The following is an 18264-nucleotide window of genomic DNA, read 5'->3' as shown; positions in this document are numbered from 1 at the left end:
TTCCTCCTCAGATTGTTTGTTTTACTTTTTTCGTCTGTTGGGCATTTAATAGCGCAAAGGCTAGTGAGTACATTTTTGCTTCTGCTGTATCGGCACGGCTGGTCAAAACAACTGGCGCCCGCGCTCCGACGAGAATCGCCGCAACCGAGGCATGTGCGAAATACATGAGTGATTTGTAGATGACGTTTCCGACTTCAATTTGCGGAACGACGAGTAAATCCGCCTGACCTGCTACGTCTCCCGTTAGCCCTTTTTGCTGGGCAGCGACGAGATTTACGGCATTGTCGAGTGCGAGTGGTCCGTCTACAAGGCAATCCTTGATTTGACCACGTCGGTTCATTTGTGTTAGCAGAGCGGCATCAATCGTTGCCTGCATCGTTGGATTGACGACTTCGACAGCTGCTAAGACTGCGACTTTTGGTAAGCCGTATCCAAGCGCTCGTAAGGCGGAGACACCGTTTTCGATGATCTTCACTTTGTCTTCGAGTGTCGGTTGGATGTGAATCGCTGCATCGGTTAATCCGATTGCTGATTCACGCCCCGGTACTTCGAACAAGGCGACATGCGACAAGACATTCCCTGAACGCAGACCCGTTTCTTTGTTCAAGACAGCTTTCATGAACGTTGCTGTCGGAACAAGACCTTTCATCAAGACGCTCGCATCCCCTTTGCGAACGGCATGAGCGGCACGCTCTGCCGCTTCTTGTGATGTAGAAGTGTGCGTGATCACGAACTGTGACTCTCGTAATGCTCGTTTTTGAATCATCTGCTGAATCCGTGTCGCATCCCCGAACAAATGAAAACGTGCTAAATCGTTCTCAATTGCTAATGCGACAGCATCCATCACTTCTTCGTCATCCGCAGCTGCAATCGCAACGACGGAATCTTCGAGTCGAGCTGCCTGCTCGACCATTTCACTGAATCTCACCGTATTCCCCCCTCACCTGTCATACATAAATAGTAATAGCAATTTTCGTGCCAATTCAAAAGAGACGGTAGGTTAAGCAAGAACGTCTTTAATTTTGCACGCTTTTGCATTTTTTGCAATATATTGCACGCAAAAATTTGCGCTTCACGAATAGATGTTAAATCGTTCCACTTTGTAATAAAGTGCCCGAAGAGAAATTCCGAGTTGTTTCGCCGCTTCTGTTTTGTTGCCATTAAAGGCAGTAAGCGCTTCCCGAATCAACCGTTCTTCGACGTGTGACATCTCGTCCGATAAATGCTTGATTTCCTTTTTCTGTCTCGTCGTGACTTTCGTTGTTTGTGGCACGACAAGCTGAAGATGACCTTTTCGCAAGACGGTTTCTGTTTTATCCGTAAAAATCAACGCGCGACCGATGACATTTTCAAGCTCGCGGACATTTCCTTTCCACGGTTGCTTCTTCATTGCTTCAAGTACATCATCCGATATCCGTCCGACCGATCGTCCATAACTTTGATTCAATTTACGGAGTAAGTGCAAGGTCAATGGTGCGATATCATCCGGTCGCTCACGTAGTGCCGGTATGTGAATCGGTAAACGATTGATCCGGTAGTAGAGATCTTCTCGGAACTCATTCATGATGATCTTTTGCTCTAGATTCGCATTCGTCGCCGCGATAATCCGGACATCGACTGGAATCGCCTTCGTCCCACCGACGCGAACGACTTCATTTTCCTGTAACACCCGTAATAGTTTGGCCTGGACGTCGAGTGGTAGTTCGCCAATCTCATCTAAGAATAGCGAACCCCCGTGTGCTTCTTCGAAATATCCCCGCTTCCCACCACGTCGCGCTCCTGAGAACGCGCCTTCCTCGTACCCGAATAGTTCACTTTCGAGTAACGTCGGTGCGATTGCCGCACAGTTGACGCGGACGAATTGTTCATATTTACGTTCGCTCGCTGCATGGATCGCATGTGCAAACAATTCCTTGCCGGTTCCGGATTCACCGCGAATCAAGACGTTGACGGGCATCGTTGCCGCAAGCTTTGCTTGATCGACGACGAAGCGCATCGCTTCACTCTCAGCGATGATATCGTCAAAAGTATATTTAGCTTCGAGCGTCCGGATTTTTTGGCGCGCTGCCTTCAATTCTTTGGCGAGTGCCTTCATTTCCGAAATATCCCGAATGACCCCAACGGAACCGCGGACTTGTCCATCGACGATGACGGGTGCCGCATTGACGATGATATCACGTTGATCTTGCCCGATCTTCATGCGAACATCCCGCACGTTCTCGCCCGTATTCAAGACTTTCAAATGAACGGATTCCTGCATTCCGATATCGGCACTTGCCGGTTTTCCGACGACGTCTCGCTCCGTGAAACCAGTCATACGCGTATATGCTGGATTGATCAGCATCGTCTGTCCGTCTTGATCGGCGACGGAAATCGCCTCGCTCGTACAATGAATGATTGCTTCGAGCATTTTCTCTTTTTCAGTCAATCGCTCAAGCAACACTCTGACGAATTCACCCGGTAAGACCGCCGCTCCCGGAAAATCATGAATCAATTGCTCAAGTACGCCAGTTTCTCCTGTAGCGTCAATGATGAAATCGACATCAGCTCCTTCAAAAGCTGACCAGTTCGTTTCAATCCGAATGTCCGCACGCCGTGCAAGCGCCACCCCAGGCGCATCCATGTTTGGATCGACAAGACCAATGACCGTTAATAATGGTGAACGTTGAAACGCATGCAGGACTTCTGTTCCCCCTTGACCAGCCCCGACGACGAGTAGATGATGCATATGAATTCCCCCTTTGAAACTGCTTACATTTCTATCGTACTCGGAATAAAATAGGGAAGCAAACCCGATTCGCAGAACGATCGATTTTTTGATACAATACGCTTGGAAAGGAGTGGCGTCCTATGCGTATCATTGGTTTGCTCTCATTATTAATCCCCGGCATCATCGGCGCGATTGGTATTAAGCTCATGCGTGATAGTGTTTTTCTAATTGCGCAAGTGCCGTTTAAATACTTAGGCGATGCGGCTTACGTATATGTATTGCAAGGTCTCGTTGGTTTGATTCTTGCGATGGGTGGCATTGGATTTGTCGCAGGATATGTCTTTTATCGCGATCGAAAACGTGGAAAAGTCTCCGATCGCTATCAAAAAAAATGAACACAGAAAAAGGTCCCCATCTCTTGAACTCATTTCAAGCGCGGGACCTTTTACTCATATAAAATTGGTTTCACTTACGGATGAACTCCTCTCATAGTTAGAACTATTCGTGTACTCCAAAACCTTAGGTGTTCCTCTTAATGAAGAGGTAGAAAGAAATCAGATCTGGCTATCGGGCTAACGATAGAATGGTGTTTCAGTTCCATCATCTGACTGTACTCGGGACCTAGGTGGAGCGTAATGTCATCCGCTTGAAGCAGTCAAACATTCGGTTGCTAACAATCACTGCTAGACAACACTCCTTTTCACGAACTGTACTTTTCATTTTAGACGATCCGTTACCTTCCACTTTTCCCTAGCTTCGAAATCATGGAAGCTCCCATTCATTCGAGATTTCCCATCTAGAATGAACAAGATACCTTGGTACGACTTCTACCAAGAGAATGTCGTCCGGCATTCTTGAGCCATTTACAGTTGGCGTTCTGAGATGATGTTCATCAACAGGATTTCCGGAGTCCTTGTCGACTCGACGTTCATCTGACGTCTTGCCAAATCATTTGGTACCTTTATTATAACAAACATTTCAGTTTATGCAATATTTATTTGCAAGCGCTATTATATATTTTTAGCTTTACGGTATGCTATAAGCAGATCGTAATCGAAAGGAGACCCTTCATGCGAAAAATCATCGTATTCGAACATCTATCGTTAGACGGTGTCATTCAAGCACCGAGCGGAAAGAATGAGGATGTGAGCAACGACTTCAAGCACGGTGGATGGACTGCTCCGTTTCAACATCCTGAGATCGGTCAGGTCATCCGTGGATGGATGCAAGAGGATTGCGCCCTGTTACTCGGTCGCGCGACTTACGAGCAATGGTCGAGTTACTGGCCACTCCATGCCGATATCTGGCCAGTTGCCGATCGTGCCATGAAGTATGTTTCTACGCGTCATACACCACCTATTCGTTGGCAGCCGACGACATATTTGAATCAACCGACTTCTGAACTAATACGCTTGAAACAACAGGACGGACCACCGCTTCACGTCTGGGGGAGTAGTCAACTCGTTCATACGCTTTATGAAGCTGATCTGATCGATGAACTTCGATTGATCCACTATCCAGTTATCGTTGGTTCTGGTAAACGTCTATTTCCAGACAACGGAATGACGCCCCTCACTTGGAACGTCACGAAACGACACACGTTTGATAACGGCGTGTTGATCGCTTGCTATGAGCGGGATCGGAACTAAAAACACACCGTCTATCCATTAGACGGTGTGTTTCCTTTAACCAGATTGTTCTTGATTCATATGACTTGAAACATACGAGATGAATTCCGAGTTCTTCGGACTTTTCTCTTGTTCGATTCGACCATTGAAGAGCTCGTGCTGTTGCATTCCTTCGTTCCAAGCGGACTTGATGGCGTGACGCATCGCTCGTTCGACGCGAGATGCCGTCGTTTGATGTTTTTTCGCAATCGTCGGATAGAGTTCCTTTGTGATCAATCCAAGTAAATCTTCCCGTTCTAGCACCATTAAGACAGCGTCCTTTAAATACGTGAAGCCTTTGATATGCGGAGCAATCCCCACTTCTCGCAGTGTCGTACCGACTTTTAAATCAATCGTTTCGACGATCGGTGCTTGTCCTTGATGCGTCACGAGACGAATTTTTTGAACGAGCTGATCCATGCTGAACGGTTTAAGTAAGAAGTACGATGCTCCGAGAGTGACCGCCTGTTGTGAGACCTCATCCTTACCGAAAGCACTCAACATGATGACAGCAGGGTTTTTCTTTTTCTTCATCAATTCTTCGAGAACACCAAGCCCATCTAAATGAGGCATGATGATGTCGAGAAGCAATACATCCACTTCATGTTCTTTCATACGTTCGAGACAACTCTCGCCATTGTAGGCGACGCAAACGACTTCCATGTCTTCTTGCGCAGAGATATGCTGGCGAATCAGTTCGACCATTTCGCGATTATCATCTGCTATCCCGACTTTAATCAATCCTTACACCCCATTTTTAAGCGATTCTTTCATCGTCTTCGCCTGATCCATCAATTCCTCGGCATGGCGTAACGTCAAATCCGTCATATGTGCACCGGAAATCATCCGTCCTAGTTCGTTTCCTCGATCTGACTGAGACAAGACGTTGACCTGTGTCGTCGTACGATCCGTCTCCTCAATCTTCCGAATATAGAGATGTTGATCGGCCATCGAAGCGACTTGCGGTAAGTGCGTAATACAGAGCACTTGTCCGTCTACCGATAAACGATAGATTTTTTCAGCCATCGCTTGTGCGACACGACCCGATACTCCTGTATCGACTTCATCGAAAATGATCGAAGCAACTCCGACCGAGCGCGAGAAGATTGACTTCAGTCCGAGCATGATACGAGATAACTCCCCGCCCGATGCGACTTTTCCGAGCGACTTGAATGGTTCTCCCGCATTCGTCATGATGAAGAACTCCACTTGATCGATCCCGTTCTTGCGTAGCATCGGTGTCTTCCCGTCTTGAAGAAAACGAATTTCAAACCGCGCTTTTTCCATATAGAGCTCACGTAACTCCAGATGAATCGCTTCGCTTAATTGAACGGCCGCTTTTCGACGTTGTTGCGACAGACGCCCACCTATCTCAAACAATTCGCCTTCGAGCTGTTCGACTTCGGCTTTTAAGCGCTCAATCCGTTCATCTCGATTCGTCATCGTATCAAGTTCAACTCGAATTTTTTCCCCATACGCAATGACTTCCTCGATCGTCGCCCCGTATTTTCGTTTCAGTTGTTGAAAGACGGATAAACGTTGTTCGATCTCATCGAGTCGATTGGAATCAAACTCAAGTGTTTCAAGTTGATCTCGAATCGCATACCCGACTTCTTCGAGTCCATAAAAAGCGCTTGCGATCGCGTCACTCTGCTGCGAAAACTGTTCGTCGATGCTTGATGCTTGTTGTAATTCACGCATCGCGTCTCCGACAGAGTCGATGCCGCGCATCTCATCATGCAAAGCATCGTATGCTGTCTTTAACGACGCATATAGCTTCTCGAAATTCGCAAGACGATTTCGTTCGACGAGCAACTCGTCTTCCTCATGTGCTCGAAGTTTTGCGCCTTCGATCTCTTCCGTCTGAAACGATAGTAAATCAATCCGTTGAGCGAGTTCTTGCTCACTTTGCGCGAGCGATTGCAGCGCCGTCCGTTTTTCTTCATACGCTTGATAACCGGACTGGTAGGCTTGAAGGAGCGGTGCAATCGTCTCTTGCGCGAAGTCATCGAGAATCGCTTGATGATACGTACTGTCCATTAAATGCTGATGTTCATGTTGCCCGTGCATGTCGACGAGGACACGTCCGAACTCCCGTAAGATCGTCAGTGTGACCAGCTTATTGTTGACGCGACAGACACTTTTCCCGGTCGCGAACAGATCACGTCGTAAGATGATCAATCCATCTTCGATATCGATACCATACTCTTCTGCGAGATCATAGACGAGATGGTCGTCTTCAATCAGAAACAATCCTTCTAGCTCCGCCCGATCTTCCCCGTATCGAACGAATTCCGCGGATCCACGTCCACCAATCAATAATCCGATCGCGTCGAGAACGATCGATTTACCGGCACCTGTTTCCCCAGTCAAGACGGTCATTCCTTTTTTAAAGTCGATCTGTAGCTCGTCAATGATCGCAAATTGTTTGATCGATAATTCAGCTAGCATCCTGTCAACTCCTTACAGCATTTCTAAAATTCGTTCGGTCACTTCTTTCGCTTGTTCCTCACTTCGTGCGATTAATAGGATCGTATCGTCCCCACACACCGTGCCAAGCAGTTCGTTCCAGCTCAAATGATCCAGTAAGACAGCGACTGCATTCGCATTTCCCGGCAGGACATGCATGACAATCAGATTTTGAGCAGAATCAATCGAGATGAAGCTGTCCCCGAGCAGACGCCGCAATTTCCCGAGTGGGTTGAAGCGTTGGTCGGCAGGTAAACTATATTTATAACGTCCATCATTCAACGGGACCTTAACGAGATGAAGTTCCTTGATATCTCGTGATACCGTTGCCTGTGTAACCTTATATCCTGCATTCCGTAATTCCTCTACCAATTCATCTTGGGTTTCTACTTCCGACTGGGTGATGATCTCCCGAATCTTAATCAACCGTTGCCCCTTTGTCATCCCTGCACCTCACAGTATTCTTCGATGTTACTATTGTAATCCAATAAATCATTAAAAGTCCACGTTTGCCATTTTATTATACGGTTTTCGTCGCTCCGAACAACAAGGAAGACGGACCCATGAACCGGATCCGCCCTCGTTTTCATCTGTTCGTTTAAAGACTAGCATGTGCTTGCTTGACTGTCTCCGTCGCATGGACGGATGAATCAAGTCCTGGTTGACCAAGGCGCGCATGCAATAAGAACTCGATGTTCCCCTCTCCACCAGTAATCGGTGAATAGTCGAGCTGTTTCACATAGAATCCTTGTTGAATGAAGAATTCGACCATCTCCTCGAGGACACGGACATGAATCCGTTCATCACGCACGATGCCTTTTTTACCGATATCATCACGCCCCGCTTCGAATTGCGGTTTGACGAGCGCCATGACATCTCCTCCTTCGACGAGGATCGTCTTCAGCGGCGGAAGCATCAACCGTAACGAGATGAATGAGACATCGATCGTCGCAAACTGCGGCGCAACAGGGAACATGTCTGGTGTCGCATGCCGGAAGTTCGTTTTCTCCATCACCGTCACACGGTCATCCGAGCGAAGCTTCCAGTCCAGCTGATTGGAACCGACATCGAGCGCATACATATGTGCTGCTCCATTTTGTAAGGAGCAGTCGGTAAAGCCACCCGTTGACGATCCAATATCGAGACCTGTTTTACCCGTGACATCGAAATCGAATACTTGAAGTGCCTTTTCCATCTTGAAGCCTCCACGACCGACGTAGGGCATCAATTGACCTTTGACGTGCAGATCGATGTCCGATTTGACCTTCTCACCGGCCTTCTCTAATCGTTCCGTACCACTAAAGACCAGTCCAGCCATGATCGATCGCTTCGCTTTTTCACGCGTTTCAAACAAACCGCGCTCGACGAGAAGAACGTCGAGGCGGATTTTCTTTACATTTTCCATGAATCGTCACACACTCTGTTTCTTTCCTTGATTGACGAAAGCGCGTACTTCCTCTGCGATTTGTCCAGGTAATAATCCGATTTCTTCCAGTAATTCGTTCACACCGCCATGCTCGATATACCAATCCGGAATACCAAAGCGTTTGACGCGTGGGAATGCTTCCTGCTCATTCGCATGCTCAAGGACAGCTGATCCGAATCCACCTTTTAAGACGGCTTCTTCGAGCGTCACGAGTGGAATCCCTTCTGCGTAAAGGGCGTTCAGCATCTTCTCGTCAAGCGGTTTGATCGTCCGAGCATTGATGACACGAACCGACAGTTCGTCTGCTAGGAGATCCGCGATTTTGAGCGCATCTTGTACTTGTGGTCCAAACGCAAGGATCGCGACGTCCGTTCCTTCACGTTCGACTTCCCATGTATCAAGCGAAATTTCATGCAATGTCTCGTCCATTGGTACACCGATACCTTCTCCACGTGGGAAACGAACGGCGATTGGTCCTTCATATTTGACGGCCGAATAGAGCAAATGTTGCAGTTCGTTCTCATCCTTCGCCATGACGATCCGAATGTTCGGTACGTGACGCATGAAGGCAATATCGAAGACGCCTTGGTGTGTTTCACCATCCGCACCGACGAGTCCTGATCGGTCAATCGTAAACGTCACATCTAGATTTTGACGCGCCACGTCGTGAACGAGCTGATCGTATGCACGTTGGAAGAAGGTCGAGTAGATCGATACGACAGGTTTCATCCCTTGTGTCGCTTGACCAGCTGCGAACGTGACAGCATGTTGTTCTGCAATCCCGACGTCAAACATCCGCTCTGGGAATTCTTTTTCAAAACAATCGAGTTTTGAACCGACGCTCATCGCCGGCGTGATCAACGTCAATTTTTCATCATCACGTGCCATCTTTGTTAAAGTATCCGCTACCGTAAAGGAGTAACTAGGTGCTTTTGATTTCCCTTTGATGACTTCGCCAGACTCCATCTTGTACGGTCCAAGACCATGCCATGTGCCGACGCCATCAAACTCTGCCGGACGATAGCCTTTCCCTTTTTTCGTGATGACATGAAGTAAGACAGGACCTTCTTCTTTTTTCACGTAATTGAGCTGTTCGATTAAATCATCAAGATCGTGCCCATCGACCGGACCATAATAGTTGAAGCCGAGCTCTTCGAAGAACATGCCAGGAACAAGTGCGCCTTTAACGGCTTCCTTCAACTTCTCGCTTCCTTTTTCAAGACGTCCGCCAATGACCGGAATCTTTTTGATCAACGTTTCAAGCTCGTCTTGGGCAAAACGCACTTTACGTGATGAACGAATTCGTCCAAGCATTTGATGCATCGCCCCAACGTTTGGTGCAATCGACATCTCGTTATCGTTCAAGATGACGATGACGTTTTGTTGTTCTGCTCCAATATGATTCAATGCTTCAAGTGCCATACCACCTGTCAAAGCACCGTCACCGATGATCGCGACTGCACGATCACTCTTACCGCTCAGTTCGTTCGAGACAGCAATCCCCATTGCTGCTGACAAGGACGTCGAGCTGTGTCCTGTCTCCCAGACGTCATGCACACTCTCATTGCGTTTCGGGAACCCACAGAGTCCTTTGTGCTGACGGAGCGTATCAAACTGGCTCGCACGTCCTGTCAAAATCTTATGCACGTATGCTTGGTGCCCGACATCCCAGACGAACTTGTCATTCGGACTGTCGAATTCACGATGCAACGCAAGCGTCAACTCGACGACACCGAGGTTCGGTGCCAAGTGTCCACCTGTCGTCGCTAATTCTTCAATCAAAAAGCGTCGAATATCGCCTGCGAGTACTTCGAGTTCGGAGACCGACATACGCTTTAAAAATGACGGATCCTGTATTTCTGTCAATTTCATACCTTACCGCCTCTTTTCCTTACAATCTTATAGGGTTTGTACCCTACATTGTACTAGAACAATCTATCGAGCGCCATTGTCAGCATAGAAAAAGACGACGCAGATGCGTCGTCCTGCTTAATGGTCGCGCTTGACCACGAAGTCGAGCAGTTCCTTAAGTGTCGTCGCTTCGACTGATAATGCATCAATCGCTTGTTCCGCTGCTTCCACCTGAGCTGTCAGTGCGCGTTTCGCTCCTTCAAGACCCAGTAATTTTGGGTACGTTGCTTTTTCGTTCCCTTCGTCGCTACCGACCGGTTTGCCGATTTTTTCAGCATCGCCTGTTACGTCCAAGATGTCATCTTGGATTTGGAATGCGATTCCGAGATGGCGACCGTATTGCTTCAAGTGATCAAGATCCGTCGAGCTGACCGAGGCAAGCAAACCACCCGCTTCGACTGCAAAGACGAGGAGTGCTCCTGTTTTCCGACGGTGAATCGACTCAAGCTCCGCTACGTCATTGATGCCGCCACGCTCACCGAGCATATCGTCGAGCTGACCACCGACCATACCCGTAGCGCCCGCTGCTGTTGCCAACCGTTCGACAAGTGCAAGCTTTACTTCCGGCGAAGCTGGTGCCTCAAGAAGACAGCTGAAGGCGTTCGTGAGCAAGGCATCTCCTGCTAAAATCGCTGTTGCTTCATCAAAAGCGATATGATTCGTCGGACGCCCTCGACGCAGATCATCATCGTCCATTGCTGGAAGGTCATCGTGAATCAGTGAGTATGTATGAATCATCTCAAGTGCCGCAGCAGTCGCGTCACCTTTTGAACGATCGATGGAAAAAGCATCGAGTACCGCATAAATCAAGGCTGGGCGAATTCGTTTCCCACCCGCATCGAGTGAATACCGCATCGAATCGCGTAAACGATCCGGTGCGTCGAGTCGCTCCATGAACTCTTCCATTTTATTTTCGACTTGTGTCTTCCACTCATTCAAAGCAATCATTGCGCTCCTCCTTTTTCCCGAAGCGTACCATCTTGCTCCAGGATTTGATCGAGTTTTTTCTCAGCAACGGATAACTTTCCTTGGCAAAGAGCCGTCAGTTTGACGCCTTCTTCATATAGAGCCATCGCTTGTTCAAGAGGAGCTTCGCCCTCTTCGAGTAACGTGACGATTTCTTCTAATCGTTCCAGTGCTTCTTCAAAAGATTGTTCCGTCTCCATTCTTACTCCCCATCCTCTCGTTTAGCACGAATCGTTCCATCATGGAATCGGATATCGAACGAAGACGCTGTCAATGCCTTCGCGGAACGGACGATTTGTCCATCCTGTTCGACATACGTATAACCGCGCATCAGAACATGCGTAGGACTGACGGAGTCGAGTCGCGCGAGCACATGACGCACCTGTTGTTGCTTCGATTGTAAAAGTCGACGAACGATTTCGAGTCGACGTCGTGATTGTTCAATCGTCGCCCGTTGTTGCACGAAGCGATCCCGCATCGGCACACGCATTAAGCGTGTGTCAAGACGCTCCACCTGTTGCTGGTGTTGCGCTACTACTTGCTTGATCTCCTTTTGGAGTGACATCTCTGCCCGGTCCAATTGTTCCTGCTTCAGTCCGAGTAGGACGCGTGGTGATTTCAGACCATAGCTCGCGGCAAGCCGTGTCACTTGCTCTTGTTTACTTTTGAGGAGTTGTGCATACGTTCGTTCTAAACGTCGCTCTACATCCTGCACACGTCGAGTGAGTGCCTCTGCTTCCGGAGTGACGAGTTCTGCCGCTGCCGTTGGTGTAGCAGCACGAACGTCGGCGACGAAATCACTGATCGTAAAATCCGTTTCGTGACCGACAGCAGAGACGATCGGAATGCGGGATTCAAACACGGCTGTCACGACAGACATCTCATTGAATGCCCACAGCTCCTCAATCGAACCACCACCACGACCAATGATCAACACATCACAGGCAGCATGCTCATTCATCAGCTGAATGGCACGACTGATTTGTGGTGCCGCGTCCGCTCCCTGTACAAGGACCGGGGCGAAGACGATGGCTGCTTGCGGATAGCGGCGCCGGAGTGTCGTTGCGATATCATGAAGCGCTGCTCCTTTTGGCGACGTGATGATTCCGATGCGCTCTGGAAACGCTGGCAACGATTGTTTGATTGCTGGATCAAACCAACCACGCTCTTCAAGATCCACCTTCAAGCGTGAGAACGCCTCATATAGCGCTCCTACACCATCTTCCGTCATCCGTTCGACATAGAGTTGCATCTCTCCAGAAGAGACGTAAACGGATAAGCGCGCGGTGACGACGACACGCATCCCATCGCGAACGTCTGCTTTGACTCGACTCGCATCCCGGGCAAACATGACGGCTTTCATCCGTGACTGCTCGTCCTTCAACGTAAAATAAAGGTGACCGGAAGAGTGTCGTTTAAAGTTCGACACTTCTCCCACCACCTGGACTTGTTGCAGAAGGGCGTCGCCTTCTAGTTCACGTTTGACATAGTGGACTAAATCGGAAACGTGAAGAGGTTCGCTCATCGCGCAGCCTCGATCGTGTTATGCAGTAGCATCGTGATCGTCATCGGACCAACGCCACCTGGAACAGGTGTGATCATCGATGCAACGTCTTGTACCGTATCAAACTCGACATCACCGACGAGTTTGCCATCGACACGGTTGACACCAACGTCAATGACGACAGCACCCGGTTTCACCATATCCGCCGTAATCAGCTTCGGTACGCCGACTGCGACGATCAAGATATCCGCTTGACGCGTCATCGCACCGAGATCTTTTGTCTTGGAATGACAATAGGAAACGGTAGCCGATTCATTCAAGAACAACATACCGACGGGTTTACCGACGATTTGGCTACGACCGACGACAACGACGTGTTGACCGGCAATCGGTACGTTCATCTCTTTGACGAGATGAAGAATGCCGTTTGGTGTACACGGTAAAAATGTCGGTTCACCAATCATCATTTTCCCGACAGAGACAGGATGAAAACCATCGACGTCCTTTTCAGGAGAAATCGCAAAAATGACTTTACTCTCATCAATATGGTCAGGCAACGGCAATTGAACGAGAATCCCGTGGACACTCGCATCAACGTTCAGACGTTCGATCAAGTGAAGAAGCTCTGATTCCGTTGTTTCTGCCGGAAGTCGGATCAACTCCGAATCCATGCCGATTTCCTTCGCCGCCTTTTCTTTACCACGTACATAGGACTGACTAGCAGGATCTTCGCCAATCAGGATGACAGTCAATTGCGGTTGAATCCGCTGTTCTTTCAGACGTGCGACTTCTTCTTTCAGCTTCATACGATATGAATGGGCTACCTGTTTTCCATCGATTACTACTGCCATGATTTGTCCACTCCCCCAAAAAGTTCGATTCACTCTTCTGTCTGTTTGTCTCTATTCGGTTTTACAAGTTTATGAATTTTCTTTGACGACGCCTTGTGCGACCTTACCGAGAACACCGTTCACGATTTTTGTCGCTTCTTCGTCAGCGAACGCCTTCGTCAATTCAATCGCTTCGTTGATCGTCACTCGAACCGGAATGTTCGTTTCGAACAATAATTCGTAGACGGCTAAGCGAAGAATCGTCCGCTCGATGTTTCCGAGTCGTTCGAATGACCAGTTGACCAGTGCTTCTCGGATGTGTTGGTCAATCGTTGCTTTGTTCGTTTCGACACCGTTCACCAATTGCTCGACGAATGTGTCGTATTCCTTACCTTCTACCGCGAATTCAATGGCCTCTTGTGCAGTCAGATCCGAAAGCTCCATTTGGAACAAAGATTGGACTGCGAGTTCGCGTGCCATGTGTCGTTTCATCATGATTTTGCGTGCTCCTTTTTTTGTCGTTCTCAATCAGTTAGTTTAGCACATTCCTCTTTTAAAAAACATAGAGAACGCCAAAAAAAGACGGGAGTTCGTCGCACAAACTCCCGTCCTGATTCAGTTAACGATCGTACCTTTTAGCTCACGCTCTGCGAATTTCGTCGTGAACGTCCCACGCCGGAATACCGGGTGACTGAGAACACGTTCGTGGAACGGGATCGTCGTTTTGACACCTTCAATCCAAAATTCAGCTAGTGCACGTTCCATCTTCGCACATGCTTCTTCCCGTGTTTCCGCATGGACGATCAATTTCGCGACCATCGAGTCATAGTACGGTGGAATCATGTACCCCGGATAGACTGCGCTATCGATACGTACGCCCATTCCGCCTGGTGTCACGTATTGTGTGACGCGTCCAGCAGACGGACGGAAATCATGATCTGGATCCTCGGCATTGATTCGGCATTCGATCGAATGACCGTGGAACTTGATATCCTTTTGTTTAACGGCAAGCGGATGATCGAGCGCGACTTGCAATTGCGCTTGAACGAGATCGAACCCAGTGATCATCTCCGTTACCGGGTGTTCGACTTGAATGCGTGTGTTCATCTCCATGAAGAAGAACTCTTCCGTCTCTTCGACGAAGATGAATTCGATCGTCCCAGCTCCTGTATATTGAATCGCTTTTGCGGCTTTTACGGCAGCCTCTCCCATCTTCAATCGTGTCGCTTCACTGACCGCAGGTGACGGCGCTTCCTCGATCAGTTTCTGCATCCGGCGCTGGACGGTACAATCCCGTTCACCGAGGTGAATGACATTCCCGTGACGATCGGCGAGGACCTGTACCTCGACATGGCGGAACTCTTCGATGAAGCGTTCTAAATAGACATCCCCGTTTCCGAAAGCTTGTTTTGCTTCACGGCGTGTCTCACTTAGCCCGTTGATCAGCTCTTCTTCCGAACGAGCGACCCGAATCCCTTTACCGCCACCACCTGCTGTTGCTTTGATGATGACCGGATAACCAATTTCTTGCGCCAGTGCGACCGCTTCTTCGTCCGTGACCGTTCCATCTGAACCAGGCACGACGGGCACTCCACACTCGATCATCGTCTTCTTCGCAACGTCCTTGATCCCCATCTGACGGATCGCATCCGACGTCGGACCAACGAACTTGATCCCGCACGCTTCACACATCTCAGCAAAATCAACGTTTTCTGCTAGGAAACCGTAACCCGGGTGGATCATCGTCACTTGACGGTTCGTTGCGACCGCGAGGATATTCGTAACGTTTAAGTAAGATGAAGCAGAACTCGCCTCACCGATGCAGTACGCCTCATCGGCTAAACGAACGTGTAAGGCTTCCTTATCCGCTGTCGAGTAGACAGCAACGGTTTGTATTCCAAGTTCCTTTGCCGCTCGAATGATGCGGACGGCGATTTCTCCACGGTTGGCAATCAATAATTTTTCCATGCTGTTCACCCCCGTTTACGGACGGATCCGGAAGAGTGGTTGACCAAATTCAACGAGATCTCCATCGGCGACAAGAATCTCGACGACCGTTCCAGATACTTCCGAGTTTAAGTTATTGAAGAGTTTCATTGCTTCAAGGACACAAACGATCTGACCCACTTCAATCTGATCACCGACTTTGACGTATGCAGGTTTATCTGGATTCGGACGCGAATAGAACGTTCCGACCATCAAGGCATTGATCGTGACCGTATCATCCGTAGTCACCTCTTCCTCGACTGGTGCTGCCGCTTGCTTCACAGGAGCTGGCGCCGCCACTGGAGTAGCAGGTGCTTGGTGCGAGACCGTTACTGTTTCTCCTTGTTTCTTCAACTTCAATTTATACGTATCCGTCTCGAGTGAGAGTTCATTTACACTCGACTGATCGAGCATTTCGAGTACTTGTTTCAACTGATCGATTTTCATCTGTCATTCTTCCCCCATCTATGCTGTATTCACAATTATTATACCAGGTGCTAATGCCTACTCAAATACTTATATTAACTGGTCATACCATTGGATGCAAGTCAAGCTGGATGAAAAAAGACGTCTCTCGACCTGATAAAAGGTGAGAGACGTCTTGTCGTTTCAATATTATCCGTTGTAACGACCTGTGAAATCACCTGTACGTGTATCAACCGTTACTTTTTCGCCTGCTTCGATGAAGAGTGGGACTTGAATGATATGACCTGTCTCCACTGTCGCATTTTTCTTGACGTTCGAAGCTGTATCACCCTTAACGCCAGGCTCTGCTTCAACGATCGTCATGACGACTGTGTTCGGCAATTCAAGACCGAGGATTTCGCCGTTGTAAACCGCGATTTGAACTTCCATGTTTTCAAGCAAGTATGGAAGAGCTGCTTCGACTTGTGCCGTCGTCAATTCCAATTGCTCATACGATTCTGTGTCCATGAAGACGTAAGTCTCGCCCATTGGGTAAAGGTATTGCATCTTGTTACGCTCGATGTGTGCACGCTCGACACGCTCACCACCACGGAATGTCATCTCTTGGATGTTTCCGTTACGGATGTTACGCATTTTCGTCCGAACGAACGCTGCCCCTTTACCTGGTTTAACATGTTGGAATTCAAGTACTTGCCAAATCATACCGTCTGAAGTCTTAATCGTTAATCCTGTTTTTAAATCGTTTACTGATACCATGAATGGTTCCTCCTAAAATGTCCCGTCACTCTGAATTAGAGAGTGATCAGTTCTTTTGGTGAAGACGAAAGAATTTCTCGACCTGTTTCCGTGATCAAAACGTCATCTTCAATCCGGCATCCGCCAACTTGCGGCACGTAGATACCTGGTTCGACCGTAACGATCATGCCCGGTTCAAGTTTCGTCTCAGAGCGGAACGACAAGCCAGGTCCTTCATGTACTTCTAGACCAATACCGTGTCCCGTCGAGTGACCGAAGTACTCACCGTAACCTGCTTCTTTGATGATATCACGTGTCAATGCGTCCGCTTCGATCCCAGTGATGCCTGGTTTTAAGCCGTCGACACCCGCTAGTTGCGCTTGCAAGACCGTATCGTAGATCTTCTGCAACTCGGCATTGATCGGACCGACTGCGACAGTCCGTGTGATATCTGAAACATAACCGTTCAAGAGCGCTCCGAAATCAAGCGTGACGAGTTCACCCGTCGCAATGACCTTCGAGCTGGCAACACCGTGCGGCAAGGCAGAACGATAGCCCGATGCCACGATCGTATCGAAAGAAGAAGACGTCGCTCCATGCTTCCGCATGAAGAATTCTAGTTCATTTGATACTTCAAGTTCCGTTCGTCCTGGTTGAATGTACGTCAAGATGTGTTGGAAGGTCGCGTCTGCGAGCTCCACCGCTTCCTTAATCATCTTAATCTCTGACGAATCCTTAATCAAGCGTAGGTTTTCAATGATTCCTGTCGTCGGAACAAGCTCGATTGCTGAAGCTTGATCGTATGCTTCAAAAGCACCGAGTGTCATCGCATCCTTTTCGACACCAACCGCGCGAACACGCGCTCCTGCCATCAATTCGCCCATCGTCTCTGGAATCGAACGTTCGATTTGAACGATCTCCATTCCTTTGACTTGGTCTGCCGCTTGCTCCGTGTAACGGAAATCCGTCACGAAGTACGCTTGCTCTTCTGTTACGAGACATGCACCGCTTGATCCCGTGAAGCCGGAAATGTATCGAATGTTCTCTGCTTTCGTGACGAGTAATCCTGGAAGGTCCCGTTCCTTTAAAGCTGCTTGTAACGCCTCGATCCGTTGTTTCATGATTGATTTCCCCCTTGTTCCGATTGTTGTAAAGCTTGGAGTGCCTCCGTTGCCAGACGATATCCCGTCATGCCAAGTCCAGCGATGACACCTTGGCAGACGGGTGCGATCATCGAATGATGCCGGAAGGATTCACGTGCATGGACATTCGATAGATGGACCTCGATGACGGGCGCTTCGATTGCAGCAATCGCGTCACGTAACGCGATACTCGTATGCGTGTAGGCAGCAGCATTGAAGACGATGCCGTCCGCTCCCCGTTCCTCGTGAAGAACATCAATCAGTCGTCCTTCATGGTTCGATTGTTCAAACCGAAACTGAATGTTCGGAAAATAAGTGCGAAGGTCGTGTTCTAAGTCGGCTAATGTCGCCGTTCCATATGTATCCGGTTCGCGTGTTCCGAGTAAATTCAAGTTTGGTCCGTTTAATATCAAGACACGCAAAAAAACACCTCCTCGAATTCCTTTTCATTGTATCATAACCCGATTTCCGACTCCTAAAGATTACCTCGTT

19 protein-coding genes are annotated in these 18264 nt (G+C 48.6%); 2 read left to right on the top strand and 17 right to left on the bottom strand.

The genetic code is table 11. From position 1 onward, the window contains the following. Positions 1 to 7 precede the first annotated feature (7 nt). Together yqiS and U719_RS04685 are read right to left on the bottom strand one after the other, a co-directional pair. Positions 8 to 928, bottom strand: coding sequence for a phosphate butyryltransferase (yqiS, locus tag U719_RS04690; protein ID WP_041255026.1), 921 nt, complete (start codon positions 926 to 928; stop codon positions 8 to 10). A 144-nt stretch (positions 929 to 1072) separates the two neighbouring features. Then, positions 1073 to 2728, bottom strand: coding sequence for a sigma-54-dependent Fis family transcriptional regulator (locus U719_RS04685; protein ID WP_023467591.1), 1656 nt, complete (start codon positions 2726 to 2728; stop codon positions 1073 to 1075). A 122-nt stretch (positions 2729 to 2850) separates the two neighbouring features. On the opposite strand from U719_RS04685, the gene U719_RS04680 reads away from it, so the two are divergent. Then, the gene (locus U719_RS04680) at positions 2851 to 3105 is read left to right on the top strand and encodes a DUF2627 family protein (protein WP_023467590.1); all 255 of its coding nucleotides are present in this window, start codon (positions 2851 to 2853) and stop codon (positions 3103 to 3105) included. 675 nt (positions 3106 to 3780) lie between these two features. Next, the gene (locus tag U719_RS04675; RefSeq protein ID WP_023467589.1) at positions 3781 to 4359 is read left to right on the top strand and encodes a dihydrofolate reductase family protein; all 579 of its coding nucleotides are present in this window, start codon (positions 3781 to 3783) and stop codon (positions 4357 to 4359) included. A gap of 36 nt (positions 4360 to 4395) precedes the next feature. Here the strand turns inward: U719_RS04675 and spo0A are convergent, their stop codons facing one another. The 15 genes from spo0A to aroQ all read right to left on the bottom strand — a co-directional run bounded on the left by spo0A (position 4396) and on the right by aroQ (position 18194). Then, positions 4396 to 5118 (bottom strand): sporulation transcription factor Spo0A, encoded by a 723-nt coding sequence (gene spo0A / locus U719_RS04670; RefSeq protein WP_023467588.1) that lies wholly within the window; start codon positions 5116 to 5118, stop codon positions 4396 to 4398. Positions 5119 to 5121: 3 nt separating this feature from the next. Continuing rightward, complete coding sequence (gene recN / locus U719_RS04665) at positions 5122 to 6828, bottom strand: DNA repair protein RecN (RefSeq protein WP_023467587.1); 1707 nt, start codon at positions 6826 to 6828, stop codon at positions 5122 to 5124. Positions 6829 to 6840: 12 nt separating this feature from the next. Beyond that, positions 6841 to 7290: a transcriptional regulator AhrC/ArgR gene (ahrC, locus tag U719_RS04660; protein WP_023467586.1), complete on the bottom strand. Its 450-nt coding sequence runs from the start codon at positions 7288 to 7290 to the stop codon at positions 6841 to 6843. A gap of 154 nt (positions 7291 to 7444) precedes the next feature. Then, positions 7445 to 8251: a TlyA family RNA methyltransferase gene (locus U719_RS04655; RefSeq protein ID WP_041255024.1), complete on the bottom strand. Its 807-nt coding sequence runs from the start codon at positions 8249 to 8251 to the stop codon at positions 7445 to 7447. Positions 8252 to 8257: 6 nt separating this feature from the next. After that, entirely contained in the window at positions 8258 to 10144 is a 1887-nt protein-coding gene (dxs, locus tag U719_RS04650; protein WP_023467585.1) for a 1-deoxy-D-xylulose-5-phosphate synthase, read from the bottom strand. Positions 10145 to 10261: 117 nt separating this feature from the next. Further along, a complete protein-coding gene (locus U719_RS04645; protein ID WP_023467584.1) occupies positions 10262 to 11131 on the bottom strand; it encodes a polyprenyl synthetase family protein in 870 nt (289 codons plus the stop codon). Then, positions 11128 to 11349, bottom strand: coding sequence for an exodeoxyribonuclease VII small subunit (gene xseB / locus U719_RS04640; RefSeq protein WP_023467583.1), 222 nt, complete (start codon positions 11347 to 11349; stop codon positions 11128 to 11130). The genes U719_RS04645 and xseB overlap by 4 nt, the downstream gene beginning before the upstream one ends. Before the next feature lie 2 nt (positions 11350 to 11351). Then, positions 11352 to 12674 (bottom strand): exodeoxyribonuclease VII large subunit, encoded by a 1323-nt coding sequence (gene xseA, locus U719_RS04635; protein ID WP_023467582.1) that lies wholly within the window; start codon positions 12672 to 12674, stop codon positions 11352 to 11354. Further along, positions 12671 to 13504 (bottom strand): bifunctional methylenetetrahydrofolate dehydrogenase/methenyltetrahydrofolate cyclohydrolase FolD, encoded by an 834-nt coding sequence (gene folD, locus U719_RS04630; RefSeq protein WP_023467581.1) that lies wholly within the window; start codon positions 13502 to 13504, stop codon positions 12671 to 12673. The genes xseA and folD overlap by 4 nt, the downstream gene beginning before the upstream one ends. A gap of 69 nt (positions 13505 to 13573) precedes the next feature. After that, a complete protein-coding gene (gene nusB / locus U719_RS04625; protein WP_023467580.1) occupies positions 13574 to 13978 on the bottom strand; it encodes a transcription antitermination factor NusB in 405 nt (134 codons plus the stop codon). 120 nt (positions 13979 to 14098) lie between these two features. Next, entirely contained in the window at positions 14099 to 15451 is a 1353-nt protein-coding gene (gene accC / locus U719_RS04620; RefSeq protein WP_023467579.1) for an acetyl-CoA carboxylase biotin carboxylase subunit, read from the bottom strand. Positions 15452 to 15466: 15 nt separating this feature from the next. Then, on the bottom strand, positions 15467 to 15916 hold the full coding sequence (gene accB, locus U719_RS04615; protein ID WP_023467578.1) for an acetyl-CoA carboxylase biotin carboxyl carrier protein: 450 nt from the start codon (positions 15914 to 15916) through the stop codon (positions 15467 to 15469). A 168-nt stretch (positions 15917 to 16084) separates the two neighbouring features. After that, complete coding sequence (efp, locus tag U719_RS04610; RefSeq protein WP_023467577.1) at positions 16085 to 16651, bottom strand: elongation factor P; 567 nt, start codon at positions 16649 to 16651, stop codon at positions 16085 to 16087. A gap of 35 nt (positions 16652 to 16686) precedes the next feature. Further along, complete coding sequence (locus tag U719_RS04605; protein ID WP_023467576.1) at positions 16687 to 17751, bottom strand: Xaa-Pro peptidase family protein; 1065 nt, start codon at positions 17749 to 17751, stop codon at positions 16687 to 16689. Beyond that, positions 17748 to 18194, bottom strand: coding sequence for a type II 3-dehydroquinate dehydratase (gene aroQ / locus U719_RS04600; RefSeq protein ID WP_023467575.1), 447 nt, complete (start codon positions 18192 to 18194; stop codon positions 17748 to 17750). Before aroQ ends, U719_RS04605 begins: the two co-directional genes overlap by 4 nt. Positions 18195 to 18264 lie beyond the last annotated feature (70 nt).

This window comes from Exiguobacterium sp. MH3 (genome assembly GCF_000496635.1).
In the GTDB taxonomy this organism is placed as follows: domain Bacteria; phylum Bacillota; class Bacilli; order Exiguobacteriales; family Exiguobacteriaceae; genus Exiguobacterium_A; species Exiguobacterium_A indicum.
Note: the sequence above shows the minus strand (reverse complement) of the source record. Positions and strands in the feature narration are given on the sequence as shown.